This window comes from Micromonospora sp. NPDC005172 (assembly GCF_040608555.1).
Taxonomy (GTDB): domain Bacteria; phylum Actinomycetota; class Actinomycetes; order Mycobacteriales; family Micromonosporaceae; genus Micromonospora.
Map to the genome: position 1 here is coordinate 1 of NZ_JBEXIL010000064.1, position 14,620 is coordinate 14,620.

The window sequence follows — 14,620 nt, forward strand, 5'->3', positions numbered from 1 at the left end:
CCTGTGAGTCATCAAGATGACTCACAGGCATCAACGCCACAACAGTGGTGGCTGGCCCTCCGGCAGGGGAGAGCTGCCGGATCGCCCCCGGTGCTGCCGGCGGGTGGGTCTGCCACACGAATGGCCGTCACGCGGGGAGCCGATGACGCGCACGGAGGCCGGGCGCGATAGGCCAGCCGTGCAGGTGGAGTGCCGACCGGTTGAGCCAGCCGCGCGGGTGGCGCATCCACCGGTTGAGCCAGCCGCGCGGGTGGCGCATCCACCGGTTGAGCCAGCCGCGCGGGTGGCGCATCCACCGGTTGAGCGAGCCGCAGCGGTCGTAGGTCGCGGGGCGGGTCAGCCGCGTAGGCGCAGGCCGCGCGGGGTGGCCCGGAAGCCGGCGGCGGTCAGCGCGTCACGCAGCGGCGAGGAGTGCACCGCCTCGCCGTCGGCGCGCTCGACCGACATCGCGCCCAGCGCTCCGGAGTGGACGGCGTCGGCGAGCGCCTTGCCGGCCGCCGCGAGCGTCTCGGTGTCGTCGGTGAAGGAGAGCAGCGTCCGACCGCCGCGTTCCACGTACAGCACCAGGTCGCCGGCGACCTGCACCACCAGGGCACCCGCCTTGCGGCCGGCCCGGTGGCCGGTCGCGGCAGTGGCACCTTCGCCGGAGTCGACGACGCGGTCGGGCCAGGGCAGTGCCGCACCGTACGGGTTGGCGGGATCGGTGGCCGCGAGGACGGTGGTCGGCCCGCCGCGGCCCCGCGCGCCGTCGGCCGGCTCGGCCAGCGCGCGCAGCCGGTCCACCGCGCCGGGCACCGCGAACTGCGCCGCGCCGAGACCCTCGACGAAGTAACCCCGGCGGGCCGCGCCGCGTTCCTCGAGCGCCGACAGCACCGGGTACACCGCGGAGAAACCACCGACGACCTGCTCGGCCATGACCGCGCCACGGGTGACGACGCCGTGCCGTTCCAGCAGGACGTCGGCGAGGGCGGCGGCCCGCCTGGTCGGGTCGAGATCCCGCTCGGGAAGTCGTGACCAGCGCCCGGCGACGGTGGGTGGGCCGCTGCGGGTGGGCAGCGCCACCCGGCCGGGGCGCCGGTAGCGGGTGCGCGGCGCCGACGGACGCGACCGGTGCGCCCCACCCGCCCCGAGCACCGCCCGCAGCGGTGCGAGGGTGTCGTTGGTCAGGTGTCCCGCCCAGACCAGATCCCAGATGACCCCGGTCAGCGCGGCGTCGTCGGTGGCACCGACCCGGTCGGCCAGCGCGCGGAAGAACAGCGCCTGCCCGTCGCCGAGCGCGTCGAGCACCGCGTCGTGCAGCGGGGTGCGCGTCAACGCCTCGTCGGGCGGCGGGAGCAGCAGCGGCGCGGCGTCCGCGTACGCCAGGGTGACCCAGCCGTCGCCCCCGGAGATCGACCCCGATCCGGCCCAGAGCACCTCCCCGCTGGCACACAGCTCGTCGAGCTGGGCGGGGGAGTAGTCGGCGACGCGGCCGGGCAGCACCAGTCGTTCCAGCGCGGACGCCGGCACGGCGGCGCCCTGCAACTGCTCCACGGTGGCCGCGAGCGCCTCCACACCCCGCGCCGACGAGCCGACCTGCTGCCAGCGGGGCAGGAACGTGGCGAGGGCCCGGGGCGGCACGGGCTCGATCTCCCGACGCAGCGCCGCGAGCGAGCGGCGGCGCAGCATCCGCAGCACCTCGGCGTCGCACCACTGCGCGCCGGCCGAGTCGGGTGTGAACTCGCCGGAGACGACGCGACCGGTGGCGGCGAGGCGGCGCAGCGCCTGCTCGACCACGAACACGCCGAGCCCGAAGCGGGCCGCGCAGGAGGCGGCGGCGAACGGCCCGTGCGTGCGGGCGTACCGGGCCACCAGGTCACCGAGCGGATCGGCCACCGGGGCGAGGTACGCCTCGGCCACCCCGACGGGCAGCGCCACGCCGAGCGCGTCACGCAGCCGGGCGGCGTCCTCGACACCCACCCAGCGCTGCTCGCCGGCGATCCGTACCCGCAGCACCCGACGGGAGGCCTCCAACTCGGTCAGCCAGCCCTCCGGCACACCCCGCTCGGTCAACTCGGCGTCGCTCAGGTCGCCCAGCACCCGCAGCAGTTCGACCACGTCCTCCGCGTCGCGCGGGCGGCGCTGGTCGGTGAGCCAGCGCAGTTGCCGGTCGGTCTCGGCGAGCACCGCCGGATCCAGCAGCTCGCGCAGGTCGACCCGGCCCAGCAGCTCACCGAGGAGCGTGGAGTCCAGGGCGAGGGCGGCGGCGCGGCGCTCGGCGAGCGGGGCGTCGCCCTCGTAGAGGAACGCGCCGACGTAGCCGAAGAGCAGCGACCGGGCGAACGGCGACGGCGCGCTGGTCTCCACCTCGACCAGGCGGACCTTGCGGGCCGCGAGGTCGCGCATCAGCTCGGCCAGCGCCGGCTGGTCGAAGACGTCCTGCAGGCACTCCCGCGCCGCCTCCAGGGTGACCGGGAAGTCGGCGTACTCGCGGGCGACGTCGAGCAGTTGCGCGGCGCGTTGCCGCTGCTGCCAGAGCGGCTGGCGGCGGCGCGGGTCGCGGCGGGGCAGCAGCAGCGACCGGGCGGCGCACTCCCGGAAGCGGGCGGCGAAGAGCGCCGAGGTGCCGACCGACTCCTGCACCAGTTGGGCGATCTCGTCGGGGTCGAAGACGACCACGTCGGCGCCGGGTGGCTCGTCGGCGGTGTCCGGGAGGCGCACCACGATGCCGTCGTCCGAGGGCATGACCTGGGCGTCCACCCCGTACCGCTCGGCCAGTCGGCGGCCCACGGCGAGGGCCCAGGGTCCGTTGACGCGCGCGCCGAGGACGCTGTGTACGGCCAGTCGCCAGTCGCCCAGCTCGTCGCGGAAGCGCTCGACCACGACGGTGCGGTCGTCGGGCAGCGAACGGGTGGCCTCCCGCTGGTCGCGCAGGTAGGCCATCAGGTTGGTGGCGGCCCAGTCGTCCAGGCCGCCCTCGCACAGCGCGGCGAGCGCGGCCTCGTCACTCTGCCGCAGCAGGGCGCGGACCCGGGCACCGATGGCGCGACCCAGCTCCACCGGACGGCCGAGCTGGTCGCCCTTCCAGAACGGCATCCGCGCGGCCTGACCCGGGGCGGGGGAGACCAGCACCCGGTCCGGCGTGATCTCCTCGATGCGCCACGAGGACGAGCCGAGCAGGAAGACGTCGCCGACGCGCGACTCATAGACCATCTCCTCGTCCAACTCGCCGACCCGGGCGGCCCGCTCCGCGCCGGCGAGGAAGACCCCGAACAGGCCTCGGTCGGGGATCGTGCCACCGCTGGTCACCGCCAGCCGTTGCGCGCCGGGGCGACCGGTGAGCTGGTCGCTGGCCCGATCCCAGACCAGTCGGGGACGCAGCTCGGCGAACGCCGTGGACGGGTAGCGGCCGGAGAGCATGTCCAGTACGGCGTGCAGGGCGGAATCCGGCAGCTCGGCGAAGGGTGCGGCCCGCCGGACCAGGACGGCCAGGTCGCCGACCTGCCACGGCTCCAGGGCCACCATCGCGACGATCTGCTGGGCCAGGACGTCCAATGGATTACGCGGGTAGTGCAGTTCCTCGATCGCGCCGTCGGTCATCCGCTGGGCGACCACCGCGCAGGACAGCAGGTCGCCGCGGTGCTTGGGGAAGACCACCCCACGGGAGACCGCGCCCACCTGGTGCCCGGCCCGGCCGACGCGTTGCAGGCCGGCGGCGACGCTCGGCGGGGCCTCGATCTGCACCACCAGGTCGACCGCGCCCATGTCGATGCCCAGCTCCAGGCTGGAGGTCGCCACGACCGCCGGGAGCTGGCCGGACTTGAGCGCCTCCTCGATGTGCTTGCGCTCCTCGCGCGAGACGCTGCCGTGGTGCGCGCGGGCGATCACCGGCGCGGCCCCGGCCGCCGCGCCGGACTGCGCCATCACCTCGGCGGGCGGCCGGTTGCGCGTCGGGCCGGCCGGGCCGCCCCACCGCTGCGCGCCGGGCACCGGGTCGCCGTCGGCCGCCGGCTCGTCGCCCGCCGACAACCCCTGCGGTACGACGATCGCGCCCCCGCCCGACGCGGAGGCGACCGCGGCTGAGGCCACCTCCTCGGCTGCCAGCTCGTTGAGCCGCGCGCACAGGCGCTCGGCGCTGCGGCGGGAGTTGGTGAAGACGATGGTGGAGCGGTGCTGCCCGATCAGCGAGAAGACCCGTTCCTCGACGGCCGGCCAGATCGAGGCCCGGCGTGGCCCGGGCCCGCCGAGGGCGTCCTCGGGTGGCTGCTCCTGCTCGTCGAGGCGGGTCATGTCCTCCACGGGGACCTGCACGCTGACCTCGATGGTCTTCGCCGTCTTCGGCTGCACGACGTCGACCGGCCGGGCGCCACCGAGGAACCGGGCGCAGGCGTCGATCGGCCGGACGGTGGCGGAGAGGCCGATCCGTTGGGCCGGCGTGGGCAGCAACTCGTCGAGGCGTTCCAGGGAGAGTGCGAGGTGGGCCCCGCGCTTGCTGCCGGCCACCGCGTGCACCTCGTCGACGATCACCGTCTGGACACCGCGCAACGAGTCCCGGGCGGCCGAGGTGAGCAGCAGGAACAGGGACTCGGGCGTGGTGATGAGGATGTCCGGTGGTGTGCGGGCGAAGGCCCGTCGCTCGTCGGCCGGCGTGTCACCGGTGCGCATCCCCACGGTGATGTCGGGTGGCGGGACGCCGAGCCGGGTCGCCGCCTGCCGGATGCCGGCCAGCGGGGCGCGCAGGTTGCGTTCGACGTCGACGGCGAGGGCCTTGAGCGGGCTGACGTAGAGCACGCGGCACCGCTGCCGCGCCTCGGCCGGCGCGGGCTCGCGGGCCAGCCGGTCGAGCGACCAGAGGAAGGCCGCGAGCGTCTTGCCGGAACCGGTGGGTGCCACGACCAGGGCGTTACGACCGGCGGAGACCGACCGCCAGGCACCGGTCTGGGCGGCGGTGGGAGCGGCGAAGGCGGCGTCGAACCAGGCGCGGGTGGCCGGACCGAACCCGTCCAGCACCTCGCCCTTGCCCACGTCTGCCCCGCTCACCGGTCCATCGTGCCCCGCCGGTACGACAACCACGAACGACCCACGGCGGATCGTGCCGCGCTGTGTGGAAATTGCGTTTGATGCACCATTAATACGTTAAGTCTCACTTAACTGCTTGCTTGTGAGGAGCAACATAAAGTAACTTCACCCGCAACGCGAACCGGGTGGGAGGAATCGGATGACCGGCGAGCCGCGACACGTCGAGCCCGGCACCGATGTGCTGATCCGCAAGGTCGACAGTCACCTCGCCACGCTCCGCGGCGGTCTGCACGGTCCCGAGCTGGAGCTCGCCGAGCGTCTCGCCGGCTGCCTGCGGGAGCTGGTCGTCTCCACCGCCCAGGCCAGCGCCGCCGACCGGGGTCAGGTCCGCGTCGCCGTGCACTACTTCGTGTTGCGCCGGGAGAGTCGAGGCCGGCTGCTCTCGATGCGGTCACTCGCCGTCGCGGAGCGGGTCGTCGCCAAGGTCGCTCGCCAGCTCGGTCGCGTCGACCTGTTGGCCGACCTCCGCCGCGGCGATCAGAACCTCGACGACGCACAGCCCATCGGCGACGCCCTGCTGCGCTGACCGACCGCCGCCTCTGGCGACCGCGCTGATCGCACATTGCGCCCTATAGCGGAGCAATTCCGGTAAAACCGCCCGAGGGTCGGGGATCTGGCGTCTGATCGCTGAAGACACCACCGCTGCGCGGGCGTCGGCCACCTCGATCGGGAGTGCGAGTGCTGGTACTGCTCATCCTCCACCTGGTGGCGGCCCTCGTCGCGCCGCTGTTGGTCCGGTGGTGGGGTCCCCGCGCGTGCTATCCGCTGGCACTCGCGCCGGCCGCCGCGTTCGGGTGGGCGCTGGCCCGTACCCCGGCCGTCGGGCACGGCGGCGCGGTGGTCGAGACGTACCCGTGGATCGGGCAGTTGGGTCTCGACATCGCGCTGCGCCTCACCACGCTCTCCTGGCTCATGACCCTGCTGGTCGGCGGGGTCGGCGCGCTGGTGCTGGTCTACAGCGCCCGGTACTTCGAGGCCGGCGCACCCGGGATGGCTCAGTTCGCCGCAGTCCTGGTCGCCTTCGCCGGCGCGATGCTCGTCCTGGTCTTCGCCGACGACCTGCTGCTGCTCTACGTCGGCTGGGAACTGACCACGATCTTCTCGTACCTGCTGATCGGGCACAGCACCGAACGCCGGGCCAGCCGCTGGGCGGCGGCGCAGGCGCTGACCGTCACCACGCTGGGCGGGCTGGCCATGCTGGTCGGGTTCATCCTGCTGGGCGAGCACGCCGGCACCTACCGCTGGTCCGAGATCGCCACGCATCCACTGCCCGGCGGCGGCTACCTCGTCACGGCGGTGTTGTTGATCCTGACCGGAGCCCTGTCCAAGTCGGCGGTGCTCCCGTTCAGCTCCTGGCTTCCGGTCGCGATGGCGGCACCCACCCCGGTCAGCGCGTACCTGCACGCCGCCGCCATGGTCAAGGCCGGCGTCTACCTGGTCGGGCTGCTCGCGCCGGTGCTCGCCACGGTGGGTCCGTGGCGCCCCCTGGTCCAGGTCGCCGGGGTGGCGAGCATGCTCGTCGCCGGTTGGGCGGCGCTGCGGCAGAACGACCTCAAGCTGCTGCTCGCGTACGGGACGGTCAGCCAGTTGGGCCTGCTCGTCGCGGTGACCGGCGCGGGGACGCCGGACGCCGCGCTGGCCGGTACGGCGATGCTGCTGGCGCACGCCCTGTTCAAGGCGGCGCTGTTCCTGGTCGTCGGCGTCATCGACCACGGCGCCGGGACCCGCGACCTGCGCGAGCTGTCCGGGCTGCGGCACTGGTCCCGGCCGCTGTTCTGGGTCGCGGTGCTGGCGGCGGCGTCGATGGCGGGCGTACCGCCGCTCGTCGGGTTCGTCGCCAAGGAGGCGGTGTTCGCGGCGTTCACCCACGATCCGGTGCTCCTCGCCGGGCTGGTCGCCGGAACGGTGCTCACCGTCGCGTACAGCGCCCGCTTCCTCTGGGGCGCGTTCGCCGACCGGCCGGGCGTCGAACCGGTCCCGCCGGCGCCGATCGCCGCGTCGATGTTGCTGCCACCGGCCGTGCTCGCCCTCGTCGGGCTGCTCGCCGGACCCGCCGCCGGCGTGCTGGACGGCCTGCTGAGTCCGTACGCCGAGCTGCTGGGCGCCCCCGACGCGCACCTGACGCTCTGGCCCGGACCGACCGCGGCGCTCGGTCTGTCCGGGCTGGCGCTGGCCTGCGGCATCCTGCTGTTCACCCTGCGCGGGCCGCTCGCCCCCGCGCTGGCCCGGCTCCGCTCGCCGGTCGGCGGCAACCAGGGGTACGAGTGGGTCGTGGGCCGGTTCGACCGGTTCGCCATCGGGGTCACCGGTACGACGCAGCGGGGTTCCCTGCCGCAGTACCTCGGGATCATCCTCGTCACGCTCGTGCTGCTGCCCGGTGGGGCGATGCTCGCCGCCGGGCCGTGGCGGGCCCGGCTGCCGCTCTGGGACAACCCGCTGCAACCGGTGGTCGTGGTGGTGATCGCGGTGGCCGCGCTGCTCGCCGTCGGCGCTCGTCGGCGGTTGACCGCGATGCTGCTGGTCGGCGTGACCGGCTACGGCACCGCCATGCTGTTCATCCTGGGCGGCGCGCCGGATCTCGCGCTCACGCAGTTCCTGGTGGAGACCGCGACCATCGCGGTGTTCGTGCTGGTGCTGCGCCGCCTGCCGCAGCGTTTCTCGGCCCGGCCGCTGCGCCGCAGCCGGTGGACCCGTCGGGTGATCGGCGTGGCGATGGGCGTCGTGGCGGGCGGGCTCGCTCTCGTCGCGGCCGGTGCCCGCCGCGCGCCGGACATCTCCACCGTCTTCCCGGCACTCGCGGTGGGCGAGGGGTACGGCCGCAACGTGGTCAACGTGACCCTTGTCGACATCCGGGCCTGGGACACCATGGGTGAGGTGTCGGTGCTGGTGGTGGCCGCGACCGGGGTGGCCAGCCTGATCTTCGAGAAGTCCCGCACCGGGCCCAGGCCGCGCCGGCCGGAGTCCGCCGAGGCCGCCGCCCCACCCCATCGGCCCGTCTGGTTGCGCGGTGGCCCCACCCTCTACGAGGAGCAGCGTTCGATCGTGCTCGAGGTGGTCACCCGACTGATCTTCCACACGGTGGTGCTGTTCTCACTGTTCCTGCTCTTCTCCGGGCACAACGCGCCGGGCGGCGGGTTCTCGGGCGGCCTGGTGGCCGGGCTCGCGCTGGTGGTCCGCTACCTGGCCGGCGGCAGGTACGAGTTGACCGACGCCGCCCCGGTCGGCGCCGGCCTGATCCTCGGCGCGGGGCTGGCCCTGGCGGTGGGTACGGGCGTGGTGGCGCTGCTGGCCGGTGGATCGGTGCTGGAGAGCACCAAGCTCGACGTGTCCCTGCCGCTGGTCGGTGACGCCCACCTGGTCACCTCGCTCTTCTTCGACATCGGTGTGTACCTGATCGTGATCGGGTTGCTGCTGGACATCCTGCGCAGTCTCGGAGCCGAGGTGGACCGGCACATCGAGGCCAGCGGAACGGCGAGCGGCGGTCTGGCCGTCGACAAGGGCGGCCGGCCGTGAGCGCGAGGAGTGAGCCGGGTTTGCGAGCCCCGCAGTCGCGAACCTCAGGTGGTGCCGTGAGCGCGAGGAGTGAGCCGGGTTTGCGAGCCCCGCAGTCGCGAACCTCAGGTGGTGCCGTGAGCGCGAGGAGTGAGCCGGTTTTGCGAGCCCCGCAGTCGCGAACAGAGGAAGCGCCGTGACGGCGGGTGGCGCCGGGCCTACGGTGGTGTTGGTGCTCGCCGTCGCGGTGCTCGTCGGGTGTGGCGTGATCCTGCTGCTGGAGCGCAGCCTCACCCGGATCCTGCTCGGCGTGATCCTGCTCGGCAACGGGGTCAACCTGCTGATCCTGCTGGGTGGCCGATCGGGTGGCGCTCCGGTCGTGGGCACCGGCCCGGTGGACCGGATGAGTGATCCGTTGGCACAGGCGATGGTGCTGACCGCCATCGTGATCATGTTCGGGTTCACCGCGTTCCTGCTCGCCGTGGCGTACCGGAGCTGGTATCTCACCGGCGACGACGAGGTGCCCGACGACCTGGAGGACCGCCAGATCATCCGGCGTGCCGAGCAGCACGAGGTGAGCGCCGCCGACCGTGGTGGGGAGGGCCCGGGCAGCGACCCGGAGCAGGTCGACCCGGAGCCGGCCCGCCGCCGACTCCGGCGTGGCAGGGGGGAGGGCCGATCGTGAGCAGGCTCCTGCCGCTGCCGGTGGTGGTGCCGCTGCTCGGGGTGGCGCTGACCCTGCTGCTGGCCGACCGTCCCCGGGTGCAGCGTACGGTCAGCGTGCTCTGCCTGGCGGTGACGTTCACGGTCGCGGTGGTGCTGCTGGTGCAGGCGTACCGGCACGGGCCGGTGGTGCTCGCGGTCGGCGGGTGGCCGCCACCGGTCGGCATCGTGCTGGTGGCCGACCAGTTGGCCGCGCTGATGCTGGTGGTGTCCTCGGCGGTCACCCTCTGCGTGCTGGTGTACTCGATCGGGCAGGGTCGCAGCGAGACCAGCGAGAGCGCGCCGGTGGTGATCTTCCACCCGACGTACCTGGTGCTCACCGCGGGCGTCACCAACGCGTTCCTGGCGGGAGACCTGTTCAACCTGTTCGTCGGCTTCGAGATCCTGCTGGCGGCCAGCTTCGTGCTGATCACGCTGGGCGGCACCGAGACGCGCATCCGCACCGGCTCGACGTACGTGGTGGTCAGCATCCTCTCCTCGATGATCTTCCTGACCGCGGTGGGACTGGTGTACGCGGCCACCGGCACGCTCAACATGGCGCAGCTCGCCCAGCGTCTCGACGACCTGCCGGACAACGTCCGCGTGACCCTGCAACTGATGCTGCTGCTCGCGTTCGCGATCAAGGCCGCGGTCTTCCCGCTGTCGGCCTGGCTGCCGGACAGCTATCCCACGGCTCCCGCCCCGGTCACCGCCGTGTTCGCGGGGCTGCTCACCAAGGTGGGCGTGTACGCGATCATCCGTACCGAGACGTTGCTGTTCCCGGACGGCCAGGTCGACGGCCTGCTCATGGTCGTCGCCGGGTTGACCATGGTGGTCGGCATCCTCGGCGCGGTGGCGCAGTCGGACATGAAGCGGCTCTTCTCGTTCACGCTGGTCAGCCATATCGGCTACATGATCTTCGGGGTGGCGCTGAGCACCGCGGCCGGTCTTGCCGGCGCGATCTTCTACGTGGTGCACCACATCACCATCCAGACGACCCTGTTCCTGGTCGCCGGACTTGTCGAGGAGCGTGCCGGCAGCACCGACCTGCGCCGTCTCGGCGGGCTGGCCCGGATGGCGCCTCTTCTGGGCGTCCTCTTCTTCGTCCCGGCGATGAACCTCGCCGGAGTGCCCCCGTTCTCCGGGTTCCTGGGCAAGCTCGGCCTGCTCCAGGCCGGGGTGGCGGCCGGCGGGGCGCTGCCCGCGGCGCTGGTGGCGGCCGGGACGCTCACCAGCCTGCTCACCCTGTACGTGACCTCCCGGGTGTGGAACATCGCGTTCTGGCGGGCGCCCCGGATCGCCACCGACGAACCCGTCGTCCGACTGCCCGCCCTGACCGTCGGCGCGACGATCGCCCTGGTCGCCCTGGGGGCCTCGCTGACCGTGCTGGCCGGTCCGCTCTTCGACGTCACCGCCGACGCGGCCGGCGACCTGCTCTCGCGTACCCCGTACGTGCGGGCGGTGCTGCCCGGGGGCGTGCCGTGACGGGCCCGCGTGGCACGCCCCCGACGGGCGCTGCCCCGACGCCGGGCCGGCGGCTCGGGCGTCGGCGGGACCAGACGCTGGCGCTGGGCTGGCTGGTGCTCGTCTGGAACCTGCTCTGGGGTGACATCACCGTGGCGAACATCATCGGCGGCCTGCTGGTGGGCGGCGCGGTGCTGCTGTTCTTCCCGCTGCCCGCGGTGACCTTCGCCGGACGGTTGCGGCCCGTGGCGCTGCTGGCGTTCGCGGGTCGGTTCGCCGTCGAACTGGTCACCGCGAGCCTGCACATCGCCCGGATCGCCGTGCAACCCGGCTACCGACCCCGCGGGGCGATCATCGCCGTCCGGTTGCGGGTGCGGACGGACCTGAACCTGGCGCTCACTGCCGAGGCGGTCTCGCTGGTGCCCGGCACGCTGATCCTCGAACTGGACCGGGAGTCGGCGACGCTCTACCTGCACGTGCTGGACACCCACGGGCCGGCGGATCTGGCGCTCGCCCGGGACCGCACCCTCGACATCGAGCGCCGGATCGTCCGGGCGGTCGGCAGCGCGGCGGAGCTGCGCCGCGTCGAGCCCGGTCCCGTCGAGAAGGGAAGCCCGTCCCAATGATCATCTTCCTGGCCGTCGTCCTCACCGTCCTGTTGTCGGTGACCGCGCTGCTCGCGCTGATCCGGCTCTACCGGGGTCCCTCGCTGCTGGACCGGGTGATCGCCGCGGACATGCTGCTCTCCACCATGGTGGGCGCGGTCGGCGCGGAGGCCGCGGTCAACCGGCACGCCAGCACACTGCCCGTGCTGGTGGTGATCTCCCTGCTCGGCTTCGTCGGGTCCGTCTCGCTGGTCCGCTTCGCCGTCCGGGAGCAGTCGTGACGGCGGGCGTGTTCGCGACGATCGCCGACTGGCTCGGTGCCGCCTGCCTGGTCGGCGGCGCGCTGCTCGCCCTGGCCGCCGGCATCGGCGTGCTGCGCTTTCCGGACGCCCTCTCCCGGATGCACGCGGCCACCAAGCCCCAGGTGCTGGGCCTGCTCCTGCTGCTGCTCGGGATCGCGCTGCGGCTCCGGTCCCCGGCCGATCTCGGCATGATCCTGCTGGTGGGCGTCTTCCAGTTGGCCACCGCGCCGGTCGCGGCACAGATGATCGGTCGGGCCGCGTACCGGTCCGGTCGGCTCGACCGCGGCCTGCTCGACGCCGACGAGCTGGCCGAGAGCGGGTCGACGGCCGCGCGGGGTGACGGCCGGTCCCAGCCGGAATGAACAGGACGATCGACGCCTTCGGCCCACCCCCAGCGGAGTCCCAGGCGACGCCGATAAAATGACCGCATGATCGACTCTTCTGCCCAGGAGGGCAGCAGTAGCCAGCCGGGTCGTGCCCGGCATATTCCCGTCCCGACGACTCCGGGAGCCCTGAGCGACAGGTGCTGATCGTCGTCGGTCTTCTCTTGATCATCGTGCTCACCGCCGCCACCGGTTACTTCGTGGCGCAGGAGTTCGGCTATGTCGCCGTGGACCGGGGCAAGCTGCGCCAGCTCGCCGACGACGGCGACCAGGCCGCCGCCCGGGCCCTCACCGTCACCAGCCGGCTCTCCTTCGTGCTCTCCGGCGCGCAACTCGGCATCACCGTCACAGCGCTGCTGGTCGGTTACGTCGCCGAGCCGTACCTCGGCGGCGGCCTCGCCGACCTGTTCGGCGTCGTCGGTCTCGGCGAGTCGGTCAGCCTGCCGCTGTCGGTGGCGCTGGCCCTGGTCATCGCCACCGTCGTCCAGATGGTCCTCGGCGAGCTGGCGCCGAAGAACCTCGCCATCGCGCGGGCCGTGCCGCTGGCCCGGGCGCTGAGCCGGTCCACCCTCGCCTACCTGGCCGTGGCCGGGCCGGTGATCCGGCTCTTCGACCGCGCGTCGGTACGCCTGCTGCGTCGGGTCGGCATCGAGCCGATCGAGGAGCTGCCCAGCGGGGCCACCCCCGCCGACCTGGAACAGATCATCGCCGAGTCGCGCGAGGAGGGCAGCCTGGACGCCGAGATGTCCACGCTGCTCGACCGGGGGCTCGACTTCCGGGAGCTGACCGCCGGCGAGGCCATGGTGCCCCGGGTCGACGTGCACACCGTTCGGGCCCACGAGCCGGTGAGCCGGGTGGTCGAGCTGCTGGACACCGGTCACTCCCGCTTCCCCGTACGCGGTACGGAGGGCGTCGACGACCTGCTCGGCATCGTCGGCATCGCCGACGTGCTGGGCGTACCTCCCGCGGAACGTGCCACCACCCCGGTGAGCGCGGTCGCGGGGCCGCCGCTGCTCGTACCGGAGACCCTGCCCCTGCCCACGGTGCTGGACCGCCTGCGGTCCGGGCACCGGCAGATGGCCTGCGTGGTCGACGAGTATGGCGGCTTCGCCGGTGTGATCACGCTGGAGGACATCGCCGAGGAGCTGGTCGGCCCCATCCGGGACGAGGACGACCCGCCGGAGCGGGCACCCGCCCGACAGGACGACGGGTCGTGGGTGGTGCCGGCCCGCTGGCGGATCGACGAGGTCGCCGACAGCACCGGCATCGCGCTGCCCGAGGCCCCGGAGTACGACACGCTCTCCGGGCTGGTCATGCGGGAGCTGGGTCGGGTGCCGGAGGTCGGCGACCGGCTGGAGATCAGCCTGCTGCCCGAGGGCGCCGAGGTCGACGAGGGCGAGGTGGCGCCCCGGGCACTGGTCGAGGTGCTCGCCGTGGACCGGCACGTCGCCGACTCGGTACGGCTGCAACTCACCGACCGCGGCGAGCGGCACGAGGTGTCGGCATGAGCCCCGGCATCGCACTGATCAGCTCGGGCGTCCTCCTGGCGTTGAACGGGTTCTTCGTGGCCGCCGAGTTCGCCCTGGTGGCCAGCAAGCGGTACCGGCTGGAGCAGGCGGCGGCCAGCGGCGGCCGGGCGGCCAGAGCCGCGCTGGACGGCGTCCGCGAGCTGTCCCTGATGCTGGCGGGGGCGCAGCTGGGCATCACCCTGTGCACCCTGGGGCTCGGCGCGCTGGCCGAGCCGGCGATCGAGCATCTGGTCAGCCCGCTGCTGCACGTGGTGGGGCTGCCCGACGCGGCCAGTCACGTGGTCGCCCTGGTCTTCGCCCTCGGGTTGGTGACCTTCCTGCACCTGGTGGTGGGGGAGATGGCGCCGAAGTCGTGGGCGATCACCGACGCCGAGCGGTCGGCCACGCTGCTCGCGTTGCCGTTCCGGGCCTTCGCCCGGGTCTCCCGCCCGGTGCTGTCGGCGTTGAACGCGCTGGCCAACGCGATCCTGCGGCTGGTCGGCGTCAACCAGCAGGACCAGCTCGCCCAGGTGCACGGCCCGGACGAGCTGCGGATGCTGCTGGAGCAGTCCCGCGAGCACGGGCTGCTCGGCGCGGAGCAGCACCAACTGCTCACCAGCATGCTCGAGTTGCAGGGCACGTCGGTGGCACAGGTGATGGAGCCGTTCTCCACCATGGTCACCGTGCGGCGCGACGACCCGGCCGAGCGGATCGAGCAGGTCAGCCGGGACAGCGGCCGGTCGCGGCTGGCGGTGCTGGACGCGGGCGGCGACGTCTGCGGCCTGGTGCACGTCCGGGAGGCGGTACGGGTGGTCACCACCGGTCGGGTCGCCACCGCCGAGGAGTTGATGACCCCGGCGTTCACCCTGCCGGCGACGTCCACGGTCACCGAGGCGGTGGCCGCGATGCGCGCGCGGCAGTCGCAGCTCGCGCTGGTCCGCAACGGCGGTGGCCCGGCCCGCCCGATCGGCTTCGTCGCCCTGGAGGACCTGCTGGAAGAGGTCATCGGCGAGTTCGACGACGAGACCGACACGGTGCCCCGCGGTCGGCGACTCCGTTAGGGCGGCTCCTCTTCGGCGAAGTTCCAGGTGATCACGCGCCGGTTC

10 protein-coding genes are annotated in these 14,620 nt (G+C 73.3%); 9 read left to right on the forward strand and 1 reads right to left on the reverse strand.

All coding sequences use genetic code 11. The annotated features are described in order from the left end of the window. Positions 1 to 336: 336 nt before the first annotated feature. On the reverse strand, positions 337 to 5,019 hold the full coding sequence (locus ABZV06_RS28750; RefSeq protein WP_355625343.1) for a DEAD/DEAH box helicase: 4,683 nt from the start codon (positions 5,017 to 5,019) through the stop codon (positions 337 to 339). A 178-nt stretch (positions 5,020 to 5,197) separates the two neighbouring features. Between ABZV06_RS28750 and ABZV06_RS28755 the strand changes: the two genes are divergently transcribed. From ABZV06_RS28755 to ABZV06_RS28795, 9 genes are all read left to right on the forward strand, one after another. Next, positions 5,198 to 5,584 carry a hypothetical protein gene (locus tag ABZV06_RS28755; RefSeq protein ID WP_355234761.1) on the forward strand — a complete coding sequence of 129 codons (387 nt, stop codon included), beginning with the start codon at positions 5,198 to 5,200 and terminating at the stop codon, positions 5,582 to 5,584. 152 nt (positions 5,585 to 5,736) lie between these two features. Beyond that, a complete protein-coding gene (locus ABZV06_RS28760; protein ID WP_355625345.1) occupies positions 5,737 to 8,571 on the forward strand; it encodes a Na+/H+ antiporter subunit A in 2,835 nt (944 codons plus the stop codon). Between the two features lie 175 nt (positions 8,572 to 8,746). Further along, positions 8,747 to 9,235: a Na(+)/H(+) antiporter subunit C gene (locus ABZV06_RS28765; RefSeq protein WP_355234755.1), complete on the forward strand. Its 489-nt coding sequence runs from the start codon at positions 8,747 to 8,749 to the stop codon at positions 9,233 to 9,235. Beyond that, on the forward strand, positions 9,232 to 10,737 hold the full coding sequence (locus tag ABZV06_RS28770; RefSeq protein WP_355625347.1) for a Na+/H+ antiporter subunit D: 1,506 nt from the start codon (positions 9,232 to 9,234) through the stop codon (positions 10,735 to 10,737). Before ABZV06_RS28765 ends, ABZV06_RS28770 begins: the two co-directional genes overlap by 4 nt. Next, positions 10,734 to 11,342 (forward strand): Na+/H+ antiporter subunit E, encoded by a 609-nt coding sequence (locus ABZV06_RS28775; protein WP_355234749.1) that lies wholly within the window; start codon positions 10,734 to 10,736, stop codon positions 11,340 to 11,342. Before ABZV06_RS28770 ends, ABZV06_RS28775 begins: the two co-directional genes overlap by 4 nt. After that, entirely contained in the window at positions 11,339 to 11,602 is a 264-nt protein-coding gene (locus ABZV06_RS28780) for a monovalent cation/H+ antiporter complex subunit F (RefSeq protein WP_355234746.1), read from the forward strand. Before ABZV06_RS28775 ends, ABZV06_RS28780 begins: the two co-directional genes overlap by 4 nt. Beyond that, positions 11,599 to 11,985, forward strand: coding sequence for a monovalent cation/H(+) antiporter subunit G (gene mnhG / locus ABZV06_RS28785; RefSeq protein WP_355625349.1), 387 nt, complete (start codon positions 11,599 to 11,601; stop codon positions 11,983 to 11,985). Before ABZV06_RS28780 ends, mnhG begins: the two co-directional genes overlap by 4 nt. A gap of 161 nt (positions 11,986 to 12,146) precedes the next feature. Further along, positions 12,147 to 13,514 carry a hemolysin family protein gene (locus ABZV06_RS28790; RefSeq protein ID WP_355234743.1) on the forward strand — a complete coding sequence of 456 codons (1,368 nt, stop codon included), beginning with the start codon at positions 12,147 to 12,149 and terminating at the stop codon, positions 13,512 to 13,514. Further along, the gene (locus ABZV06_RS28795) at positions 13,511 to 14,575 is read left to right on the forward strand and encodes a hemolysin family protein (protein WP_355234740.1); all 1,065 of its coding nucleotides are present in this window, start codon (positions 13,511 to 13,513) and stop codon (positions 14,573 to 14,575) included. Before ABZV06_RS28790 ends, ABZV06_RS28795 begins: the two co-directional genes overlap by 4 nt. Positions 14,576 to 14,620: the final 45 nt, after the last annotated feature.

What these genes read in the sequence shown, in the direction of transcription:
- ABZV06_RS28755 (WP_355234761.1), top strand. Translation starts at nt 5,198, where the DNA reads ATGACCGGCGAGCCGCGACACGTCGAGCCCGGCACCGATGTGCTGATC.
- ABZV06_RS28780 (WP_355234746.1), top strand. Translation starts at nt 11,339, where the DNA reads ATGATCATCTTCCTGGCCGTCGTCCTCACCGTCCTGTTGTCGGTGACC.
- ABZV06_RS28795 (WP_355234740.1), top strand. Translation starts at nt 13,511, where the DNA reads ATGAGCCCCGGCATCGCACTGATCAGCTCGGGCGTCCTCCTGGCGTTG.